Origin of the sequence: Plantibacter sp. CFBP 8798 (assembly GCF_014841195.1) — a bacterium.
Classification (GTDB): Bacteria; Actinomycetota; Actinomycetes; order Actinomycetales; family Microbacteriaceae; genus Plantibacter; species Plantibacter auratus.
In genome coordinates, this window is sequence record NZ_JACYTS010000002.1 from 1,180,696 (window position 1) to 1,201,194 (window position 20,499).

Genomic DNA, 20,499 nt, shown 5'->3' on the forward strand with positions numbered 1-20,499 from the left:
GCCGGGTCAACGGCCGCTCAGGACCCCGGCCGCGGCAGCCTGAGCATAAGCCGTCGCTTGTGCGCCGAGCTCGGACACCCCGTACACCGGATCGGCCGAGCTCTCGTTGCTGACGTCGATGCGCAGCCACTGTCCGTCGACCGTGAGGTGGACGCTGCACGACGAGAAGATCTCCGTGCGGCACTGCAGGAATGCGTCGCGCGATCCCAGGCCGTCGATTGCCAGGAAGCTGATGTCCGCACCGTCCTTCATCCGCGTCTCGACCAGCTGCTCGTAGGCCCACTGCCCATGGGGCAGAGCGGTGAGCAATCCGCGGGCCGAATCGCTGTCAGGGAGCCCGAAGATACAGTCCGGGACGCCGAAGTCGTTGGCGGCCCCTCGGCTGACCGACCCGCCTTTCTTCGGCGCCGACGTGTACGCCAGTTGCTGGCCGAGCAGGTCACTCATCGTCGCCTCGGGCACGAAACCCTCGCACTCGGCCGGCAGGACACCCGCCCCGGCCGTCGTGTCGCCCCAGTCGAAACGGGGCGCGGTCGCCGTCGGCTCCAACGCGACCCTGATCGACTCGACGAACGGCATGACCGCAGTCCGCGCCGCTTCGTCGGACTCGGCGACATTGTCGGCCGGGCCGTCGATGAGGACCTCCACCCAGCTGTCGCCGACGAGGAACTGCATACTGCACACATCGAGCACACGTCCATCACCGGTGAAGCAGGAGAGCGGCGTGGAGTTCTCCCAGGGGCCGGGCTCGCCCGACGTCCAATCTTCGAAGAACGGCTGCCAGACTGCGGACGCTTGCGGGAGCACCATCACCGTCGCCCAGCGCTCGGTCCCGAGCGGAGAGCCGCCCTGCAGCCGGCTGCGGGGCTCCCCGTTCCCCCAGCTGCACTGCAGTCCTCCGAGCGCCACGGGCGCCGTGTTGATCGGTGTCGCGTTGACGTCATCCGTGAACGGGGCCTCGAGTACGACGGAGGGCGCGAGCGCCGAGCTGACGATGTCGGCTGGGACCAGGTCCTGACATCCCATTCCGTACGAGCTGACGGGGGTGGTGGGCCCAGGGGCGGTGGTCGGTGTCGCGGACGACACCGGTGTGGACGTCGTCGTCGGCTTCGGGTCGGCCGGCGTGCACGCGCTCAGCCCCAGAATCAATACGGCGGCGATCGCCGCTCCCCCGATACGTCTCATAGCTCGATCATAGGAACTGGCGCGCGGGCCGATATGCCGTTCCGGTCACGTCTCTACAACGACTGTCGGACCCATGCGGAAACAGGCATACAGATCGAGGGTCCTCCCCGATGCGTCTGGTGGAAACGACGCAGGGCGCCTCCCGGAGGAGACGCCCTGCGCAGGTGTTGCTGTCGGACTTAGAAGTCCATGCCACCGGTCGGGTCGCCGGCCGGAGCCGGGTTCTTCTCCGGCTTGTCGGCGACGACGGCCTCGGTGGTGAGGAACAGGCCGGCGATCGACGCTGCGTTGAGCAGCGCGGAGCGGGTGACCTTCACCGGGTCGTTGATGCCGGCAGCGAGCATGTCGACGTACTCACCGGTCGCGGCGTTGAGGCCGTGTCCGACGGGCAGGTTGCGGACCTTGTCGGCGACGACGCCAGGCTCGAGGCCTGCGTTGAGCGCGATCTGCTTGAGCGGAGCGTCGATGGCGACCTTGACGATGTTCGCACCGGTCGCCTCGTCGCCGACGAGCTCGAGCTTCTCGAACGCGGTCTTGCCGGCCTGGATCAGGGCGACGCCACCACCGGCGACGATGCCCTCTTCGACGGCAGCCTTCGCGTTGCGAACGGCGTCCTCGATGCGGTGCTTGCGCTCCTTGAGCTCGACCTCGGTCGCTGCACCGGCCTTGATGACCGCAACACCGCCCGCGAGCTTGGCAAGACGCTCCTGGAGCTTCTCGCGGTCGTAGTCGCTGTCGGTGTTGTCGATCTCCTTGCGGATCTGCGAGACACGACCGGCGATGGCGTCGGCGTCGCCGGCACCCTCGACGATGGTGGTCTCATCCTTGGTGATGACGACCTTGCGCGCACGGCCGAGCAGGTCGAGGGTGACGGTCTCGAGCTTGAGGCCGACCTCCTCGGAGATGACCTGGCCACCGGTGAGGATGGCGATGTCCTGCAGCTGAGCCTTGCGGCGGTCGCCGAAGCCCGGAGCCTTGACGGCGACGGACTTGAAGATGCCACGGATCTTGTTGACGACGAGCGTCGCGAGAGCTTCGCCGTCGACGTCCTCAGCGATGATGAGGAGCTGCTTGCCCGACTGGATGACCTGGTCGACGATCGGCAGGAGGTCCTTGATCGCGGAGATCTTCTGGTTGGCGATGAGGATGTAGGGGTCCTCGAACACCGCTTCCTGGCGGTCGGGGTCGGTCACGAAGTACTGCGACAGGTAGCCCTTGTCGAAGCGCATGCCCTCGGTGAGCTCGAGCTCGGTGCCGAAGGTGTTCGACTCCTCGACGGTGACGACGCCCTCCTTGCCGACCTTGTCGATCGCCTCGGCGATGATCTCGCCGATGGTGGTGTCGCCGGCGGAGATGGAAGCGGTCGCAGCGATCTCCTCCTTGGTCTCCACCTCCTTGGCGTTGGCGATGAGCTCGACCGTGACGGCCTCGACGGCCTTCTCGATGCCGCGCTTGAGGCTGATGGGGTCGGCGCCTGCGGCGACGTTGCGGAGGCCCTCGCGGACGAGCGCCTGTGCCAGCACGGTCGCCGTGGTGGTGCCGTCGCCGGCGACGTCATCGGTCTTCTTGGCGACCTCCTTGACGAGCTCCGCGCCGATCTTCTCGTACGGGTCGTCGAGTTCGATCTCCTTGGCGATGGACACGCCGTCGTTGGTGATCGTGGGGGCGCCCCACTTCTTCTCGAGGACAACGTTGCGACCGCGCGGCCCAAGGGTGACCTTGACCGTGTCAGCAAGAATGTTCAGTCCACGCTCGAGGCCGCGACGGGCCTCCTCGTCGAAAGCAATGATCTTAGCCATGTGTGTTTTTCGTCCCTCCCGGACGTCATGAACGTTGTTAGCACTCAATGAGTACGAGTGCTAAGTCGATTCTGGCACTCAGGGGGTGTGAGTGCAAGTGAGCACCGGCGCCCTGAGCGAACTCCCGGGAACAGCCCCGGAACGACGAACGACGCCGCCCACCGACGTGGACGGCGTCGCAGGAATCGCGTACCTGATCAGCGGCTACGCCAGGCGCACACCCTCGGCCTGAGGCCCCTTTGCTCCAGTGCCGACCTCGAAGACGACCGCCTGGCCCTCTTCCAAGGACTTGTAGCCGCTCATGTCGATCGCCGAGTAGTGGACGAAGACATCCTGTCCGCCGTCGTCGACCGTGATGAAGCCGAAGCCCTTCTCAGCGTTGAACCACTTGACGGTTCCGTTCGCCATTTCATACTCCCATTGCTGCGTGCTCGCAGGCATCGACTGTTGCCGAACCCGGACCTGCCATCCGGGATCGGGACCCCGGTGACCACCCTGCGCCGAAGCGGACCCGGGGGCGAGTCGAGACGGGACGGGATGAGCGGCCAGTTCCAGATACTAATCCGGAGCACCGCGCGGATTCACCCCGAAATCGACAAATGGGGCGGAGTGATACGACAACTCAACATGGAGGAAACACTCCGGAAACACGGCGTTCCGGCGACCCGCGAGATCGACCTCCCTCAGCCGCGCTCAGGCGGCCGGCTGGTAGTCCGCGCCGACCACGACGACGATGCGGAGGACCGGTGCCTCGCCCTCCTCGACGGGGATCGCGTACGTGTCCGTGATCTGGATCGGGATGCCGCCGAGCGCGTTCGCGACGGCGCGGGCGACGCCCTCCTGCGACGGATCCTGGTAGTAGACGCCGCTCGCCGTGACGTCCTCCGTGCTGGCATCGCTCGTCGGGATCTGCTGCGTGAAGCCGGCGGCCGTGATCGCTGCCGCCGCCGATGCCGCCAGGCCGGCGGTGGGTGTGCCGTTCAGGACGAGGATGCTGGCCGCGGGGTCGATGACGGGGGCAGCCTCGGTCGGGGTTGGGGTCGGCGTGGGCGTGGCGCTCGGGCTCTGCGAGCCGCCGAAGAAGTCGATCCGGTCGTTCAGCCCGAACAGGGCGAAGGTGCCGACCCCCACGAGCACGAGCGTGGCGACCACGGCGACGAGGAAGGCGATCCAGCCGCGTCCCTTGGGAGCAGGGGCACGGTGCGCACCGACGCGCTTGAGGTCGGGGACCTCGTCGAAGCGGTCGGGCGGGAAGGATTCAGCCATGGTGTGGTCTCCGAGAGCTGCTCAGCCGTCGGTGCGGGGAGCCGGGGCTCCTCGCGCCGAGAGTCGGGCGTCGCGCGTGCGCTGCAGCCGCTTGATCAGCATGGGGTCGTGGGCGAGGGCGGACGGCGAGTCGATGAGCGCGCCGAGCAGTTGATAGTACCGGGCCGGGGACAGGGCGAAGCGGTCGCGGATGGCGGCCTCCTTGGCCCCGACGTGCTGCATCCAGTGGGACTCGAACTCGAGGATCTCGAGCTCGCGCTGGTCGAGGCCTCCCGTCGGCGTCGACGCGTCGTCATCGGCAGGCGTGCGCGACGCTGGCTGCATGCTCATCTCCTGCCGATCGGTGCCGATGCGGCGACCGTGGAGTCATGCTCAGGTCCGCCGCCGTCCAAGTCTATTCAGCCGATGGCCGCCGGGCCGCATCCACCCCGGCGAGGGCCGACGTTCACCGGGAAGGATCAGGCTCGGTGCAGTGTTATGGAATACGTCGGGAGCCGCATGCACGAGGCAGCCCCGCACGTAGGATGACCGAGACGAATGGAGCAGCATGACGTACGACGTGTCGAAGACCGATGAGCAGTGGCGCGAGGAACTCACGCCGGAGCAGTATCAGGTCCTCCGCGGAGCGGCGACCGAGCGGGCCTGGACGGGTGAGCTCCTCGACGAGTCGCGCGCGGGCCTCTACACCTGTGCCGCCTGCAACGCCGAACTCTTCAAGAGCGGTACCAAGTTCGATTCCGGCTGCGGATGGCCGAGCTTCTACGAGTCCGTGAACCCCGAGGCGGTGCAGCTCATCGAGGACCGCACCCTCGGCATGGTGCGCACCGAGGTCCGGTGCGCCAACTGCGGCTCGCACCTCGGCCACGTGTTCGACGACGGCTTCGGCACGCCCACCGGCGACCGCTACTGCATGAACTCGATCGCGCTCAACTTCGCCGCGGCCGACACCACCGAGCCGACGGAGTGACCGAACCGGTCGAGCGCCCCGTCCTCGCCGCCGTCGCCGGGCGGCGTTCGTGGTCCAAGGTCACCGACGTCGCTCCGAGTGACGCGGAACTCCTCGAGGTCCTCGCGGCGGCCGGTCGAGTGGCCGACCACAGCGCCCTGCGTCCGTGGCGGGTCATCACCCTCCGCGGCGACGACCGCGTGAAGCTCGGCCGGGCGCTCGCGAAGGCGGAGGGCGACTCGAAGCCCTCGACGAAGCCGCTCCGCGCGCCCCTGTTGCTCGCCGTCGTCGTGAGCGTGAAGAAGTCGAAGGTGCCCGCCTGGGAGCAGGAGGCGGTCGCGGCCGGAGTGGCCCACATGGTCAGTCTCCTGCTCGACGACGCCGGTTGGGGCGTGTTCTGGCGCACCGGCGGCGCGACTCGCGCCAAAGCGGTCCGGAAGGCACACGGCCTGAAGAAGGGCGAGGAGCTCCTCGGCTGGCTGTACGTCGGAGGGAAGCCGGGTAACGCTCGCACGGGGCGCCGCAAGACGATCAACGCGAAGGCGCACCTCAGCTCCATGCCCTGAGGACGGAGTCGCTCACGGCATCCGACGGCCCGACGGCTCGACTCAGTCGGCGGACGAAGATGCCGTGGGACGACGCCTGAACCGCGCTGATGCGATCGCCACGGCGGCGAACGCGAGGAGTGTCCCGATGACCGTCGCGACATGCACGCCGCCGTCGTCGGTGGGCAGGAGCACGTCGAGGGCGAGCGCGCTCAGGGTCTGACCGGCCACTGTGCCGAGCCCGAGGATGAGCACGCCCGTGTGCTGCACGAGGAACGCCGCCACGGCGATGAACACGCATCCGATCGGGCCTCCGAGGTAGAGCCACCACTCCCCCGGGAGCGGTCCGGGCGGCGCGACGATGACCGCGTGGAGCACCGCGGCGATGACCAGCACGACCGTCCCGACGATGAAGTTGATGAACGTGGCGGCGAGCGTGCTCTGCGCCCGCATCTTCACGCGACCGTTGACCGCCTGCTGCCAGCCGATCCCGATGCCGGCGAGGAGCGGGAGGACGAGCAGTCCGAGTGGGATGCTCCCGCCGAGCTCGCCCGAGACCGCGACGCCGACGGCGACGAGGGCGACGACCGCCCCGAGGACGCGCTGGACGCTGAACCCGACGACGCCTCCCGGGCCGAAGCCGATCCGGTCGAGCACGAGTCCGCTCGCCGTCTGGCCGGCGACGACCGCGACCGTGAAGAGGGCGACGCCGAGCGTGGCGGCGGTGAGCCCCTGCGAGAGCACGAGGAACGCGCCGGCACACCCACCGAGCACCGTCCACCAGGGCATCTCCCGGCGTCGGACGGCACCGGCCACCGTGGAGAGCCCCTGACGACCGGTGCGGGAGACCGCCAGCCCGACGGTGAGGATGATCAAGCCGCCGCCGAACGAGATCGCAGCCGCGGTGAACCCGTCACCGAGGCGGGCTCCGAGATCACCGTTCAGCCTTGCCTGCACCGCGATGAAGGCACCGCTGACGACGGCGATGAGGAGCGCGAGCGGCGCTGGGACACGGGTCACGGGAGGGTTCCTTCCAATGAGGAACCGCCCACTCAGCGAGGCTGAGCGGGCGGTTCTCGGCTGGAGCCGACGACGGGACTTGAACCCGTAACCTACGCTTTACAAGAGCGTTGCGCTACCAATTGCGCCACGTCGGCCGACAGGGGCTGGCCCCGGTCCCATCCATCCTACGATGACGGCGGATCAGCCGTTGGTCACGGGCGACTCGCTGGCACCCGGCGTCGGCGTCCCGGTGGAGTAGCTCTCGCTCGAGACGGCGAGGACGAAGGCCGCGAACTGCTCGGCGTCGGTGAGCGAACCCGTGTACTGCTTGCCGTTCACCAGGATGGTCGGCGTCCCCTCGACCTTGGCGACGTCGGTGCCGGGCAGCGGGCCGCTGCGCGCACGGTCGGTCGAGTCCTTCACCCACGACTTGTAGGTGCCGTCGTCGATGCAGGCGTTGATCTTCTTCTCGCCGCCGGAGATGACGCCCTTGGCGATCGACTTCAGCTCGGCGTCGGTCAGGCCCTCGGTGTTCTCCTTGGGCTGGTTCTCGAACAGTGCGGTGTTGAAGGAGAAGAAGTCGTTCGGCGAGTACTCCGCGACGCAGGCGGCCGCGTTCGAAGCGCGCAGCGAGTACTGCGTCCCGAGCGACAGGTTGCTCAGCGTTGCGAGGGGGTGCACCGTGTACGTCGCGGCGCCGGCCTCGAGCCAGCCCTTGACCTGCTCGGCGTTCGTGGTCTCGAACTGACCGCAGTAGGGGCAGAGGAAGTCCTGGTAGACGGCGATCTCGACGCCGTCGGCGGCGGGGGTCTCGGTGGCCGCCGGCGTCTCAGCCGGGGCGGGCTCCGCGGGGGCGGCCGGATCGGTCGCGCTCGGCGTCGGTGTGGACGCACCGGCCGGGGCCCCGACCAGCTGCAACCCGGCGGAGACGGTGAAGCCGTCGTTCTTGGCCGCGGTCGGGACCGGTCCAGCGGGCTTGATCGACGTCACGATGATGACCGCCACCACCGCCACGATCGCGAGCGCACCGAGCACGATGCCGCCCTGGAGCAGCACCCGGTTGCGGCGGTCGCGGCGCTTCTGCTGCTCGCGCAGCACCCGCGCTTTCTCACGTGCCGCGTCGCGTCGTTCGTTCTTGGTCGGTCGGTTCTGCGATCCAGCGCCAGACATTGATCCTCGTTTCGGGGGGCTCGCGCTGCGGAGACGAGGCAGCGCCAAACAGAGTAATCGTAGACCTGCCGCCTGGGAGAGGCCCAAACCAGGCCGGGAGCCGGCTGTGCGTCCACCGAGAGATCCGCTGGCCGCTGGACCTTCCATTCACAGGTGGTCGTGGCATACTGGAACGGCGAACCGGCCATCGATGACGGGTTCGCGTCCATTCACAACGGATCGTCCGGCACGTACCTGCCGGTGAAGGAGAACAACCATGGCGTCTGTGACGTTCGACAACGCAACCCGTTTCTACCCGGGTGGCACCCGCCCCGCGGTCGACAAGCTGAACCTCGAGGTCGCCGACGGCGAATTCCTCGTCCTCGTCGGCCCGTCCGGCTGCGGCAAGTCCACCTCCCTCCGCATGCTCGCCGGTCTCGAAGAGGTCAACGACGGCCACATCTTCATCGGCGACCGCGACGTCACCGACGTGCCGCCGAAGGACCGCGACATCGCGATGGTGTTCCAGAACTACGCGCTCTACCCGCACATGACCGTCGCCGAGAACATGGGCTTCGCGCTCAAGATCGCCGGTGTCGGCAAGGAAGAGCGTGCCACCCGCGTGCTCGAAGCCGCCAAGCTCCTCGACCTCGAGGACTACCTGACCCGCAAGCCGAAGGCGCTCTCCGGTGGTCAGCGTCAGCGCGTCGCGATGGGTCGAGCCATCGTCCGTCAGCCCCAGGTCTTCCTCATGGACGAGCCGCTGTCGAACCTCGACGCCAAGCTCCGCGTCCAGACCCGCACCCAGATCGCGTCGCTGCAGCGTCGTCTCGGCGTCACCACCGTCTACGTCACCCACGACCAGACCGAGGCGCTCACCATGGGCGACCGCATCGCGGTCCTCAAGGACGGCATCCTGCAGCAGGTCGGCACCCCGCGCGACCTCTACGAGAAGCCGAACAACGTCTTCGTCGCCGGCTTCATCGGCAGCCCGGCCATGAACCTGTTCGAGGGCGAGATCGCCGACGGCGGCATCAAGCTCGGCGGATTCATCATCCCGGTCGAGCGCGAGATCACCGACGCCGCTCCGTCGAAGAACGTCACGGTCGGCGTGCGCCCCGAGGACATCACCGTGTCCAGCAACTCGGGCTCCGGCATCGAGGTGACCGTCGACCTCGTCGAGGAGCTCGGCGCCGACGGCTACCTCTACGGCCACACCGACGTCTCCGGCAAGCGCACCGACATCGTCGCCCGCGTCGACGGTCGCAACCACGCGCACATCGGCGACACGGTGTTCCTCGCGCCGACGCCGCACCACGTGCACGCGTTCGACTCGGCATCGGGTGAGCGTCTGGGCAACAAGCCGGTCGTGTCCTCCTCGATCTAGTTTCCCGCCGACGATGGTCGAGCGGTCGGTCTCCGATCGCTCGGCCATCGTCGTTTTCGCTTGTCCAGTCTCAGTACGACGATCCCCGAGGAGCGCTCCGCACCATGTCCGGCGCATTGAACATCACCGCTGCCACCGTCGACCCGGCGCTGCTCGATCTCCCCTGGGAGCTCCCCCTCGAGAACTGGCCGAATGAGGCCATCGCCTCGCTCCCGAAGGGCATCTCGCGCCACCTGGTCCGGTTCGCGAACCTGTCCGGCTACGTCATCGCCGTCAAGGAGACGACCGCGGAGATGGCGAAGGGCGAGTACGACATGCTGCGCACGCTGCAGCGGCTCGACATCCCCTGCGTCGACCCGCTCGCGGTCATCACGAACCGGAGCGACCGCAAGGGCCGTGAGCTGCCGAGCGTGCTCGTGACACGGCACCTGAAGTTCTCACTCCCCTACCGCGCGCTCTTCCAGGGCACCCTCCGACCCGACACCGCGACCCGCCTCGTCGACGCCCTCGCCGTCCTCCTCGTCCGACTGCACATCGTCGGCTTCTTCTGGGGCGACGTGTCGCTGTCGAACACGCTCTTCCGGCGCGACGCTGGCGCCTTCGCGGCCTACCTCGTCGACGCCGAGACGGGCAAGCTCTACGAGGGCGGCCTGTCGAACGGGCAGCGTGAGAACGACCTCGAGATCGCCCGGGTGAACATCGCCGGCGAGCTCCTCGATCTCGAGGCCGGCGGACGCGCCGACGCCGAACTCGACCCCGTCACCGTGAGCAACGGCATCGTCGCCGCCTACCGGTCCCTCTGGAAGGAGCTCACGGGCTCCGAGTCCTTCGACGCGTCTGAGCGCTGGCGCATCACCGAGCGCGTCCACCGTCTGAACGAACTCGGCTTCGACATCGAGGAACTCGCGATCAAGACGACCGACGAGGGCTCGACCGTGCGGATCCAGCCGAAGGTCGTCGACGCCGGACATCACCAGCGCCGCCTCCTGCGGCTCACCGGCCTCGACGCCGGCGAGAACCAGGCGAGGCGCCTGCTCAACGACCTCGACGCCTACTCGGCCTCGTTCGGGAAGGACGGGTTCGACGAGGAGATGGCGGCGCACGAGTGGCTCATCCGCGTGTTCGAACCGGTGGTGAAGGCGATCCCCCGCGAACTCCGCGGCAAGCTCGAGCCCGCCGAGATCTTCCACCAGCTCCTGGAGCACCGCTGGTTCCTCGCGCAGAACGAGGGTCGCGACATCCCTCTGGCGGAAGCCGTCGGTTCCTACGTGAACACCGTCCTGCGCCACCGCCGCGACGAGGCGACCATGATCGTGCCACCGACCGAGGCGATCAGCATCCCCGCCGCCATGACCGGACCGGTCGACTGGCGAGACCTCGTCTGACCACGTCCGTCTCCTCGACTGACGACAGACAGGCCCTCGGAACGGAGATCCGTTCCGAGGGCCTGTCCTCGTTCGTGCGGCGCGAGCGCCGGTCGCCTACTCGGCGTTCCGGCGACGCGCGATCTCGTACAGCGTCACGCTGGCCGCGATCCCGGCGTTGAGCGACTCGGTCGAGGCCGAGATCGGGATCGACACGACCGCGTCGCAGGTCTCGGTGACGAGGCGGGACAGGCCCTTGCCCTCGCTGCCGACGACCACGAGGATCGGCTGGTCGGCGAGTTCGAGCCCGGGAAGGGAGACGTCGCCGTCGCCGTCGAGACCGATCACGAAGACGCCGCGCTCCTTGAATGCTTTGAGCGTCTGGGTGAGGTTGGCGGCCATCGCGACCGGCGTCCGAGCCGCCGCTCCTGCCGAGGTCTTCCACGCGGAGGCGGTGAGGCCCACGCTCCGGCGCTGCGGCAGGATGACTCCGTGACCACCGAAGGCTGCGGTCGATCGGATGATCGCACCCAGGTTCCGGGGGTCGGTGATGCCGTCGAGGGCGATGAACAACGGGTTCTCGCCACGGGCGATGACCTGGTCGAGCAACTCCATGGGGTGCGCGTACTCGTAGGGCGGCACCTTGATGGCGAGGCCCTGGTGCACGCCGTCGAACCCGGCCATGCGGTCGAGCTCCGGACGCATGACCTCGAGCACCGGGATCCCGCGTCGGGTGGCGATGCTGAGCGCCTCCTTCACCCGGTCGTCCATCTCGATGCGGGTCGCGACGTACAGCGTGGTGGCTGGGATCTTCGCGCGGAGCGCTTCGAGGACGGAGTTGCGGCCGGTGACGACCTCGGACTCGTCGCTCGACTTCTGCTTGGTCCGGCCGTTCGTGGACGGGCGTCCGTTCTGGCCGGCCGCCTGCCTCGGCTTGCCGGTGCCGCCGGAGGCCGCGTAACGCTCCTGCGCGGCCTTCCGCTTGCCGGCCGGGTGCCAGGCGCGGTCCTCGGCCTTGGGGGTCGGTCCACGACCCTCGAGCGCCTTGCGGCCGAGGCCGCCGGTGCCCTTGGTGGGACCCTTCTTCGCTTTCTTCGGCCCGGTCGGGCGGGAAGGCTTACTTGCCACTGATACTCCAATGTGCTCCGGACGGGGTGTCTTCGATGGTGATCCCAGCCGCTGTGAGTTCGTCGCGGATCCGGTCGGCCGCTGCGAAGTCCTTGGCGACCCTGGCGTCCGCGCGATCGACGAGCAGACGCTCGACGAGTGCGGACAGGGATCGGTGAGTGACGGGGTCGGTGCCCGACGACCACGAAGGGTCGGTCGGGTCGATGCCGAGCACCCGGGTCATGTCGAGGACGGCGACCGCACGCTCGCGGGCTGTCGCCAGGTCGTCGCCGCCATCGAGGGCGGCGTTGCCGACGCGCACGGCGTCATGCAACACGGCGAGCGCGCGGGGGATGTTCAGGTCGTCGTCCATCGCCTCGACAAAGGCGGCCGGGAGCGTCGCTCGACTGGCGGCCGTGGTCGTCTCGGTGAGCAGGTCGGCGCGGGCGGCACGATCGAGGAAGCCCTCGATGCGTCCGAGTGCGGCTTCGGCCTCGGCGAGTGCGCCCGGATGGAACTCGAGCGTCGATCGGTACTGCGCTGCACCGAGGTAGTAGCGGACCACGAGCGGCCGGGCTGCTGCCAAGAGGTCGGCTGCGTAGACGGAGTTGCCGAGGGACTTCGACATCTTCTGCCCGCCCGTGACGGCGACCAGCCCGTTGTGCAACCAGTACCGGGCGAAGGGGTCGCCGGCTGCGCTCGACTGGGCGAGCTCGTTCTCGTGGTGGGGGAAGCGGAGGTCGAGTCCGCCGCCGTGGATGTCGAACTCCTCGCCGAGGTACTTGGTCGACATCGCCGAGCACTCGATGTGCCAGCCGGGCCGTCCCTCGCCCCAGGGCGACATCCAGCTCGCCGAGCGCGGCTCCCCAGGCTTGGTGCCCTTCCAGAGCGCGAAGTCGCGGGGATCGCGTTTGCCGCGCGGGTCGGCGTCGGTCGCGGCCTCCATGTGCTCGGCGCTCTGCCGGGTGAGTTCGCCGTAGCGGCTCCATGAGGCGGTGTCGAAGTAGACGTCGCCGGAGTCGTCGGGAGCCGGGTACGCGTGCCCGGCGTCGATGAGCCGCTCGATGAGCTCCTGCATCTCGGGGATGCTCGCCGTCGCGCGTGGCTCGTAACTCGGGGGCAAAATGCCCAGGGCACGGTAGGCGGCCGTGAACTCGAGTTCGTACCGGTAGGCGAGCGCCCACCACTCCTCGCCGGGCTGGGCGAACCCGCCCTCGACGCCGGCGGCGGCGTTCGCGAGGATCTTGTCGTCGATGTCGGTGACGTTGCGGACGAGCGTGACGCGAACCCCTGAGGCCGTCAGCCAGCGTCGCAGCTGGTCGTAGACGAGCGCGCTGCGCAGGTGTCCGATGTGCGGAGAGGACTGCACGGTCGGTCCGCAGACGTACAGCCCCGCCTCGGCTTCGCGGAGCGGCACGAAATCCCGGAGGGACTGCGTTTTCGAATCGTAGAGTCGGAGGGCCACGAGACCAGACTAGCCGCCGTCGTCCGGGCATGATGGTCCCATGACCACGGGACGCGACGACCAGCAGGTTCTCCGCGCGCGACTCGCGGCCCAGCTCCTCGCCGGAGCCGATCACCGCTCCCCCACGGGTGTCGTCTCGCGGCTGCTCGCGATCCAGGCCCAAGACCTCGCTTCGTCGCTGTGGGCGGTCGGCGTCAGGTCGAGCGGCGCCACGATGGATGCGGTGCTCGCTGCGCTCGAGGACGGCTCGATCGTCCGGTCCTGGCCCATGCGCGGCACCCTGCATCTCGTCGCCGCAGAGGACCTCGGGTGGCTGCTCGGACTCGGTGTCCCGCGGGTCCGCTCGACGATCGCGGCCAGACACCGTCAGCTGGAGCTCGATGCCGAGACCTTCTCGCGCTCGCGTGCGCTCACCGAGGGACTGCTCAGCGGGCATCGGCGCGTGACGAGGGATGAGCTGCTGACGGCCCACACCGATGCCGGGATCCCGATCGACGGACAACGGGGCGCCCACCTCATCATGGAACTCGCGATGTCGGGTGTGGTCTGCTGGGGACCTCCAGCAGGAAGACAGCAGGCACTCGTCCTGACTGAGGAGTGGATCCGTGCACCGCGGGTGCTCGAGGCGGACGAGGCGCTCGGCGAGTTCGTCGTCCGGTATCTCACCGGCCACGGCCCGTCGACGATCGCCGACCTCACCTGGTGGTCCAAGCTCACCGTCGCACAGGCGAAACGCGGCGTCGAGGTGGCCGCCGGACGGCTGGTCTCCGAGTCGCGCGACGGCGTCACCCGCTGGTCGGCGTCCGAGGGCATCGAGCCGTCACCTGCTCCACGGCGACCACGGGTGCTCGCGCTTCCCGGATTCGACGAACTGCTCCTCGGCTACCGCGACCGCGAGCTGACGCTCCCGGCGGCGTTCGCAGACCGAATCGTCCCCGGCGCGAACGGCATCTTCCTCCCGATGATCGCCGTCGACGGACGCGTCGTCGGCACCTGGCGCCGACGGACGAGCGCGACCGTCGTCGTCGTCACCCCGACGCCGTTCCAACCGCTGTCGCAGCGGGTGCAGGCGGGGTTCCGACGAGCCGCTGGCGAATACGGCCGGTACCTCGGGCTCGGTGCGTCGGTCGACGAGGGCACGTCCGCCGGCTGAGGACCGACCCGTCAGCGGCGCTCGATGAGGGCGGTGGCGATGGCTGTGACACCCTCGCCACGGCCGGTGAACCCAAGCGCATCCGTGGTCGTCGCCGCGATGCTGACCGGCCCGTGGACGAGCGCGCTCAACACGCCCTCCGCCTCCGTCCGACGGGGCGCGAACCGCGGGCGGTTGCCGACGAGCTGCACCGCGACGTTGACGACGACGAAGCCCGCGGCGTGCAGCCGTTCGACAGCTGCCCGCAGGAAGACCTCGCCGCTCGCCCCGGCGAAGCGGGGGTCATCGGTGCCGAACATGGAGCCAATGTCGCCGAGGCCGGCAGCGGACAGCAGGGCGTCGACGATGGCATGGGCGACCGCATCCCCGTCGCTGTGTCCGGCCAGCGGCCGTTCCCCCGGCCAGCTGAGGCCCGCGAGGCTCAGCTCGCCGTCGTCGGCGAAGGCGTGGACGTCGACGCCGATGCCGGTCCTGATCGAGGAGGTCGGCCGTGCGCCCACCTCGCGCTCTCGGCCTCGGTCCGCCAGGAGTCGCTCAGCACGCTGGGCGTCCCACGGGGTCGTGATCTTGAACGCCGCCTCCGATCCCGCGACCGTGAGGACGGGATGTCCGGCGTCCGCGTAGAGCGCCGCATCGTCGGTGGCCGCCGCGAGGCGGTCCTCGGCGACGCGAAAGGCCACGATGAGGGCATCACACGGGAACGCCTGCGGTGTCTGGACGGCTCTGAGGGCGGCCCGATCAACGTTCTGCTCGACGAGGTCGCTCGCGTCGACGCGCTTGATCGTGTCGGTCACCGGGAGCCCCGGCACGACCCCCCACCCCGTTCGCGCGGCGGCGTCGATCACCCGTTCGAACTGTTCGGTCGGGGTGAGTGCTCGTGCGGCGTCGTGGACGAGCACCGTGCGGACTCCCGGCCACAGGGCGGCGAGTCCGGCGAGGACGGAGGACTGTCTCGTGTCGCCTCCGACGACGACGCGGAGGTGGTCGGCCGCCTTCCCCGCCGCGCGACGACCGATCGTCTCCGCCTCACCGACGCGGTCCGCTGGGACCACGACGACGACCTGGACCGCGTCCCGCAGGCGGAAGACCGGAGCGAGCGCGTGTTCGAGCACGGTGCTGCCGGCGAGCGACACGAACGCCTTCGGGATCCCGGCACCGAGACGCGTCCCACTGCCCGCCGCTACGACGATCACGCCGACAGCCGGGCCGTCCAGGGATGGGTCGGCAACGGCACCCGGTTCGTCGATCGCAGTCATGCCACGAGCCTACTTCTCGGGCGCCCCGCCCGAACGGACGGTCGGTTCAGGAGGCGAGGACCTCGTCGAGGACGGACGACGCCTGCTCCTCGTCGGTCTGCTCCGCCAACGCCAGTTCGGAGACCAGGATCTGGCGGGCCTTCGCGAGCATCCGCTTCTCGCCCGCGGACAGGCCCCGGTCCTGGTCGCGACGCCACAGGTCGCGAACCACCTCGGAGACCTTGATGACATCGCCCGAGGCCAGCTTCTCGAGGTTCGCCTTGTAGCGGCGGGACCAGTTCGTCGGCTCCTCGGTGAACGGCGCACGGAGCACGTCGAACACGCGGTCGACGCCCTCGCGTCCGATGACGTCGCGCACCCCGACCAGGTCGACGTTCTCGGCCGGGACTTCGATCATGAGGTCGCCCTGGGTGACGCGGAGCTTGAGGTAGAGCTTCTCCTCGCCCTTGATGATCCGGGTCTTCACCTCGGTGATGGTCGCGGCGCCATGGTGCGGGTAGACGACGGTCTCGCCAACTTCGAAGATCATGGGTCTCGGTCCCTTCAGCGTCTCCCAGAATACCACGAGACCCCTGGTCAGAGCCGGGCACCGGGTGCCCCGCGGACCGGGTGGCGCACCGGCCGATCACGGGTCGACGACCCGGCCACACCCCTTCGCAGCCGTGGGCTAGACTCGAATCCGGATCCCGGGACACCTGTCATTCGTCTGCGCCCGGGGCCACCACATCTTGGAGGGTTCTGTGAAGGCGCGTCTCATCGCTTCCATCGTCGTCGCGGGTGCTGTCGCACTCGGCATGAGCGGTTGCAACCTCATCGCGCCGCAGGCGACCCTGAAGCACTACGACGCCTCGGACGGCGTCGGTGTCACCGTCGGCTCCGTGGCCGTCCGCAACGCCATCGTCGTTTCCGACGACGGCGAGACCGGCAACCTCGTCTTCAGCGTCGCGAACCGCGACGACCGCGCCCACACGGTGCTGATCGAGATCGAGGGCAAGGACGAGCAGTTCCAGGTCCTCGCGGAGCCCGGCCTGACGACGTTCGACGGCTCGGGAGCCAACGACCCGCTGCGCATCGAGTCCCTCGGCACGCAGCCCGGAGCCGTCCTGGACGTCTTCTTCCAGTACGGCGACGAGACGGGCGCCACGGCGAGCGTGCCGGTCCTCACCGGCCAGCTGCTCGAGTACTCCACGCTCGTCCCGACGCCGCTGCCGACGGATGAGCCCACCGAGACGCCGACGCCGCTCGCGACGCCCACCACGGAGCCGACCGAATAACGCTCCGTCGCCCCACACGACCGAACGCCCCGCACCTTCTCAGAGTTGCGGGGCGTTCGTCCGTACTGGACCTGCGTCAGGCCTCGAAGCGGTAGCCGAGCCCACGCACGGTGACGAGCATCACCGGTTCCGAGGGGTTCGCCTCGATCCGGGACCGGATGCGCTTGATGTGGACGTCGAGCGTCTTGGTGTCGCCGTAGTAGTCGCTCCCCCACACCCGGTCGATCAGCTGACCACGGGTGAGGACCCGTCCGGCGTTCCGCAGGAGCAGCTCGAGCAGCTCGTACTCCTTGAGCGGCATCGGGATCGGCGCCCCGTTGACCTCGACGACATGACGTTCGGTGTCCATCCGGACCGTGCCGGCCTCGAGCAGCACCTCCTCCTGCGCCTGGTCCGCCTCGACACGGCGTCGCAGCACCGCCCTGATCCGCGCGAGCAGCTCGCGGGTCGAGTAGGGCTTCGTGACGTAGTCGTCGGCGCCCAGCTCGAGCCCGACGACGATGTCGACCTCGGAGTCCTTCGCGGTCAGCATGATGATCGGCGTGCTCGAGACCGCGCGGATCTGACGGCAGACCTCCGTCCCGGGGATGCCGGGGAGCATGAGGTCGAGCAACACGAGGTCCGCGCCGCGAGCCGTGAAGGCCTGGACCGCCGAGGGGCCGTCCTCCGCCACCTCGACCTCGTACCCCTCCCGTTCGAGCAGGTAGCTCAATGGTTCGCTCAGGGACGCTTCGTCTTCGACGAGCAGGATGCGGGTCACGGGGTACTCCTTGCCGTGCCGGTGGAGAGGTCCTCCGGCGGGGTCGTTGCTCTGGGAAGGCGGATGGTGAACGTCGAGCCACGGCCCAGCTGCGACCAGACCTTCACTTCGCCGCCGTGGTTCTGGACGGTGTGCTTGACGATGCTGAGGCCGAGGCCGGTGCCGCCCGTGTGGCGGGACCGCGCCTGGTCGACGCGGAAGAACCGTTCGAAGACCCGATCGCGGTCCTCTTCGGCGATCCCGACGCCCTGATCGGTGACGGCGATCTCGACGACGTCGTCGACCGCCCGGACGCCGACACCCACGTGTGCGCCGGTGGGCGAGTAGTGGATGGCGTTCGAGATGAGGTTGTGCACGGCGACGACGAGCATGGCCTCGTCACCGTACACCTCGAGGTTCTTGCCGCCTTTGAGGGAGAGCCCCACCCCGGTCGCCTCGGCCGGCACGCGGTTCTGGTCCACCGCCGCGGCGATGACCCGATCGAGGCGGACGAGTTCCGGCTGATGGAGGGCGTCGGCCGCCTGCAACCGCGAGAGGTCGATGATCTCCGCCGTCATCCGGGTGAGTCGCTGCGACTCGGTCGAGAGCCGGCTGGCGAACCGCTTCACCCGTTCCGGGTCGTCCGCCGCCGTGTCGAGTGCTTCCGAGAGGAGCCCGATGGCGCCGATCGGCGTCTTCAACTCGTGGCTGATGTTCGCGATGAAGTCCCGGCGGACCTCGTCGAGTCGACGCGCCTCCGTGTGGTCCTCGGCGAGCAGCAGGATGAACCGCGACCCGAGCGGCGCCGCCCGCACGCGCAGGTGCCGGGTTGCCTCACCGAAGCGCCCGAGCGCGAGTTCCAGGTCGCTCGTGACGGCCTCGCCGGTGCGGCGAACCTCGAGCGCGAGGTCGATGAACTCCTGGTTGTCGAGCACGCGGTCGCGCACCAGCCCGAGCGCAAAGGCCCCAGGAGAGGCCTTCAGCACGTTGTTGGACGGATCGACGACGATGCCCGCGCTGTCGAGGGCCTCGAGCACCTGGTCGACCCCGTCGGGCACGACCGGGTTGACGACCGTCGCAGCGCGCTCGCCCCGTCTGAGGGCGAGGGTGATGAGGGCGACGAAACCGCCCCCGACGATGAGGCCGAGTGCCAGGGCGATCAGCACCAACCACATGGTGTCCATGGGTACTACGTTACTCAGTCCGCCGAACGCCGAACTCGCGAATACCCCGCCACTTCGACGACTGTTCACGCTTGGTGCCCCAACTGTTAACCTTGGTTCGGCATCATCGGCGGAGCGGGCATCTGCCTGCCCACCGCCAGGTCACGGAAGGACGGCACCCAGAGCCATGCGCGAGGTATTCCAGCAGTCACTGCGAGAGGTCCAGGATCGCCTGGTCGAGATCGCCGAACTCGTCACGATCTCCATCGAGAAGGCGACGCAGTCCTTCGGCAACTCGGACGTCGCGGTCGCTGAAGAGGTCATCGCCAACGACAACCGCATCGACCAGCTCGCGATCGAACTCGACGAGCTCGCCATCGACATCCTCGCCCGCCAGCAGCCGGTCGCGCGCGACCTCCGCATCGTCGTGAGCGCGCTGCGCATCAGCGCGTCGCTCGAGCGGATGGGTGACATGGCCGAGCACATCGCCCAGCTGTCGCGGTACCGCTTCCCCGACAAGGCCGTGCCCAAGGGCCTGCGGACCACCTTCGCCGAGATGGGGCGACTCGACGTCTCGATCGCTCGCAAGCTGACGGAGCTGCTGCGCACCCAGGACCCGCGCATCGCCGACGAGATCCGCAACGACGACGACGACGTCGACGAGCTGCACGCCAGCGTCTTCGAGAAGGTCCTCGGCGACACCTGGAAGGGTGAGCCCGTCGCGACCGTCGACGCCACCCTGGCCTCGCGGTACCACGAGCGCTTCGCCGACCACGCCGTCTCCATCGCCAAGAAGGTCCAGTACCTCGCGACGGGCGACTGGATCCCCGAGGCGACCACGCCGGTGCACCACTGACCAGCTGATCCCGGACACCCCGACGAGCGGTGTCGACCCGAGACCGGGTCGACACCGCTCGTCTGTTCGTGGGACTAGCTCATCCGACGACGGGTGATCGCGCCGCCTGCCAGGAGCAGGAGGCCGAGGACCGTGGCGAGACCGGCGAGCGGCAGGAGCTGACCCGCGGCGCTGCCGGTGTCGGCGAGCGTCGGCTCAGCTGAACGCGCGGCCGAGGCCGTCGTGTTCGAGCCCGTCGAGGACGCCGCCGTCGCGGTGGTGATCACCGTGGCGGGGACCGTCGGCACGACGGGGGTCACCGGGGTGGTGGGGTCCGTCGGGTCGGTCGGGTCCGTGGGGTCCGTCGGGTCGACCGGGGTAGTGGGATCGGTCGTCCCGGGACCACCGGTCTCGCTGTCCCCGATCACGGAGATCGCGTTGCCGCCGATCGTGACCGGCAGCTCCAGGCCGAGGTCGATCTGGTTCCCACCGCCGAGGCTGTCGTCACCATCCGTGGTCGACGTGGCGCCGCCGGACGATGCCGGAGCGGAGGCCGAGGTGCCCGTCGACTCGGAGTCGCCGATCACGCTGACGGCGTTGCCCACCACCGAGATCGGGAGCCCGACGTCGCCGAGGACCTGGTTGCCACCGGCGACACTGTCGTCACCGGTCGTGGTCGACGGCGCCGCCGGAACAGCCGCACCACCCGACGTGGCAGGCGCACCCGCCTCCTCACTACTCGAATCGCCGAACAGTGAGATGGCGTTCCCACCGACCGTGACCGGTACGGTCACCACCGGCGACACCTGGTTCCCACCGGCGACACTGTCGTCACCGGTCGTGGTCGACGGCGCCGCCGGAACA

General features: G+C 69.0%; 20 protein-coding genes, 1 tRNA gene and 1 pseudogene. 7 read left to right on the top strand and 15 right to left on the bottom strand.

All coding sequences use genetic code 11. The annotated features are described in order from the left end of the window. Positions 1–6: 6 nt before the first annotated feature. The 5 genes from IFU30_RS12590 to IFU30_RS12610 form a co-directional block, all read right to left on the bottom strand. Positions 7–1,185: a hypothetical protein gene (locus tag IFU30_RS12590; protein WP_192005400.1), complete on the bottom strand. Its 1,179-nt coding sequence runs from the start codon at positions 1,183–1,185 to the stop codon at positions 7–9. Between the two features lie 179 nt (positions 1,186–1,364). Then, positions 1,365–2,984 carry a chaperonin GroEL gene (gene groL / locus IFU30_RS12595; RefSeq protein ID WP_064296567.1) on the bottom strand — a complete coding sequence of 540 codons (1,620 nt, stop codon included), beginning with the start codon at positions 2,982–2,984 and terminating at the stop codon, positions 1,365–1,367. 204 nt (positions 2,985–3,188) lie between these two features. Further along, positions 3,189–3,392 (bottom strand): cold-shock protein, encoded by a 204-nt coding sequence (locus IFU30_RS12600; RefSeq protein ID WP_079705369.1) that lies wholly within the window; start codon positions 3,390–3,392, stop codon positions 3,189–3,191. A 285-nt stretch (positions 3,393–3,677) separates the two neighbouring features. Continuing rightward, the gene (locus tag IFU30_RS12605; RefSeq protein ID WP_192005401.1) at positions 3,678–4,250 is read right to left on the bottom strand and encodes a LytR C-terminal domain-containing protein; all 573 of its coding nucleotides are present in this window, start codon (positions 4,248–4,250) and stop codon (positions 3,678–3,680) included. A 21-nt stretch (positions 4,251–4,271) separates the two neighbouring features. Further along, on the bottom strand, positions 4,272–4,574 hold the full coding sequence (locus tag IFU30_RS12610; RefSeq protein WP_192005402.1) for a DUF3263 domain-containing protein: 303 nt from the start codon (positions 4,572–4,574) through the stop codon (positions 4,272–4,274). Positions 4,575–4,797: 223 nt separating this feature from the next. Between IFU30_RS12610 and msrB the strand changes: the two genes are divergently transcribed. Together msrB and IFU30_RS12620 are read left to right on the top strand one after the other, a co-directional pair. After that, positions 4,798–5,217, top strand: coding sequence for a peptide-methionine (R)-S-oxide reductase MsrB (gene msrB / locus IFU30_RS12615; RefSeq protein ID WP_079705364.1), 420 nt, complete (start codon positions 4,798–4,800; stop codon positions 5,215–5,217). Further along, the gene (locus tag IFU30_RS12620) at positions 5,214–5,762 is read left to right on the top strand and encodes a nitroreductase family protein (protein WP_192005404.1); all 549 of its coding nucleotides are present in this window, start codon (positions 5,214–5,216) and stop codon (positions 5,760–5,762) included. The genes msrB and IFU30_RS12620 overlap by 4 nt, the downstream gene beginning before the upstream one ends. A 42-nt stretch (positions 5,763–5,804) precedes the next feature. Here the strand turns inward: IFU30_RS12620 and IFU30_RS12625 are convergent, their stop codons facing one another. The 3 genes from IFU30_RS12625 to IFU30_RS12635 all read right to left on the bottom strand — a co-directional run bounded on the left by IFU30_RS12625 (position 5,805) and on the right by IFU30_RS12635 (position 7,913). Further along, positions 5,805–6,761, bottom strand: a complete 957-nt coding sequence (locus IFU30_RS12625) for a DMT family transporter (RefSeq protein WP_192005405.1) — start codon at positions 6,759–6,761, stop codon at positions 5,805–5,807. A 61-nt stretch (positions 6,762–6,822) separates the two neighbouring features. Further along, positions 6,823–6,898 (bottom strand) — tRNA-Thr (locus IFU30_RS12630). Positions 6,899–6,944: 46 nt separating this feature from the next. After that, on the bottom strand, positions 6,945–7,913 hold the full coding sequence (locus IFU30_RS12635) for a DsbA family protein (protein WP_192005407.1): 969 nt from the start codon (positions 7,911–7,913) through the stop codon (positions 6,945–6,947). 256 nt (positions 7,914–8,169) lie between these two features. On the opposite strand from IFU30_RS12635, the gene IFU30_RS12640 reads away from it, so the two are divergent. Both IFU30_RS12640 and IFU30_RS12645 read left to right on the top strand, forming a co-directional pair. Next, positions 8,170–9,279, top strand: a complete 1,110-nt coding sequence (locus IFU30_RS12640; RefSeq protein WP_079705359.1) for an ABC transporter ATP-binding protein — start codon at positions 8,170–8,172, stop codon at positions 9,277–9,279. A gap of 104 nt (positions 9,280–9,383) precedes the next feature. Then, the gene (locus IFU30_RS12645; RefSeq protein WP_064296363.1) at positions 9,384–10,664 is read left to right on the top strand and encodes a DUF4032 domain-containing protein; all 1,281 of its coding nucleotides are present in this window, start codon (positions 9,384–9,386) and stop codon (positions 10,662–10,664) included. Between the two features lie 96 nt (positions 10,665–10,760). On the opposite strand, the gene rlmB is transcribed toward IFU30_RS12645, so the two are convergent. Beyond that, positions 10,761–11,771, bottom strand: coding sequence for a 23S rRNA (guanosine(2251)-2'-O)-methyltransferase RlmB (rlmB, locus tag IFU30_RS12650; protein ID WP_064296364.1), 1,011 nt, complete (start codon positions 11,769–11,771; stop codon positions 10,761–10,763). Next, the gene (gene cysS, locus IFU30_RS12655) at positions 11,761–13,215 is read right to left on the bottom strand and encodes a cysteine--tRNA ligase (protein WP_159878060.1); all 1,455 of its coding nucleotides are present in this window, start codon (positions 13,213–13,215) and stop codon (positions 11,761–11,763) included. The genes rlmB and cysS overlap by 11 nt, the downstream gene beginning before the upstream one ends. A gap of 40 nt (positions 13,216–13,255) precedes the next feature. Here cysS and IFU30_RS12660 point away from each other — a divergent pair, with 40 nt between their 5' ends. Next, entirely contained in the window at positions 13,256–14,368 is a 1,113-nt protein-coding gene (locus tag IFU30_RS12660; protein WP_192005408.1) for a winged helix DNA-binding domain-containing protein, read from the top strand. Between the two features lie 11 nt (positions 14,369–14,379). Here the strand turns inward: IFU30_RS12660 and ispD are convergent, their stop codons facing one another. After that, the gene (gene ispD, locus IFU30_RS12665) at positions 14,380–15,624 is read right to left on the bottom strand and encodes a 2-C-methyl-D-erythritol 4-phosphate cytidylyltransferase (protein WP_192005410.1); all 1,245 of its coding nucleotides are present in this window, start codon (positions 15,622–15,624) and stop codon (positions 14,380–14,382) included. Between the two features lie 46 nt (positions 15,625–15,670). Next, complete coding sequence (locus tag IFU30_RS12670; protein WP_064296368.1) at positions 15,671–16,153, bottom strand: CarD family transcriptional regulator; 483 nt, start codon at positions 16,151–16,153, stop codon at positions 15,671–15,673. Between the two features lie 211 nt (positions 16,154–16,364). Between IFU30_RS12670 and IFU30_RS12675 the strand changes: the two genes are divergently transcribed. Beyond that, positions 16,365–16,898, top strand: coding sequence for a hypothetical protein (locus IFU30_RS12675; RefSeq protein ID WP_192005412.1), 534 nt, complete (start codon positions 16,365–16,367; stop codon positions 16,896–16,898). Between the two features lie 76 nt (positions 16,899–16,974). On the opposite strand, the gene IFU30_RS12680 is transcribed toward IFU30_RS12675, so the two are convergent. Then, positions 16,975–17,658, bottom strand: coding sequence for a response regulator transcription factor (locus tag IFU30_RS12680; protein WP_064296370.1), 684 nt, complete (start codon positions 17,656–17,658; stop codon positions 16,975–16,977). After that, a complete protein-coding gene (locus IFU30_RS12685) occupies positions 17,655–18,821 on the bottom strand; it encodes a sensor histidine kinase (RefSeq protein WP_079705355.1) in 1,167 nt (388 codons plus the stop codon). The genes IFU30_RS12680 and IFU30_RS12685 overlap by 4 nt, the downstream gene beginning before the upstream one ends. Before the next feature lie 166 nt (positions 18,822–18,987). Between IFU30_RS12685 and phoU the strand changes: the two genes are divergently transcribed. After that, the gene (gene phoU / locus IFU30_RS12690; protein WP_064296372.1) at positions 18,988–19,656 is read left to right on the top strand and encodes a phosphate signaling complex protein PhoU; all 669 of its coding nucleotides are present in this window, start codon (positions 18,988–18,990) and stop codon (positions 19,654–19,656) included. 74 nt (positions 19,657–19,730) lie between these two features. On the opposite strand, the pseudogene IFU30_RS12695 reads toward phoU, so the two are convergent. Further along, positions 19,731–20,499 (bottom strand): annotated as a pseudogene (locus IFU30_RS12695) (hypothetical protein); the annotation flags it as partial.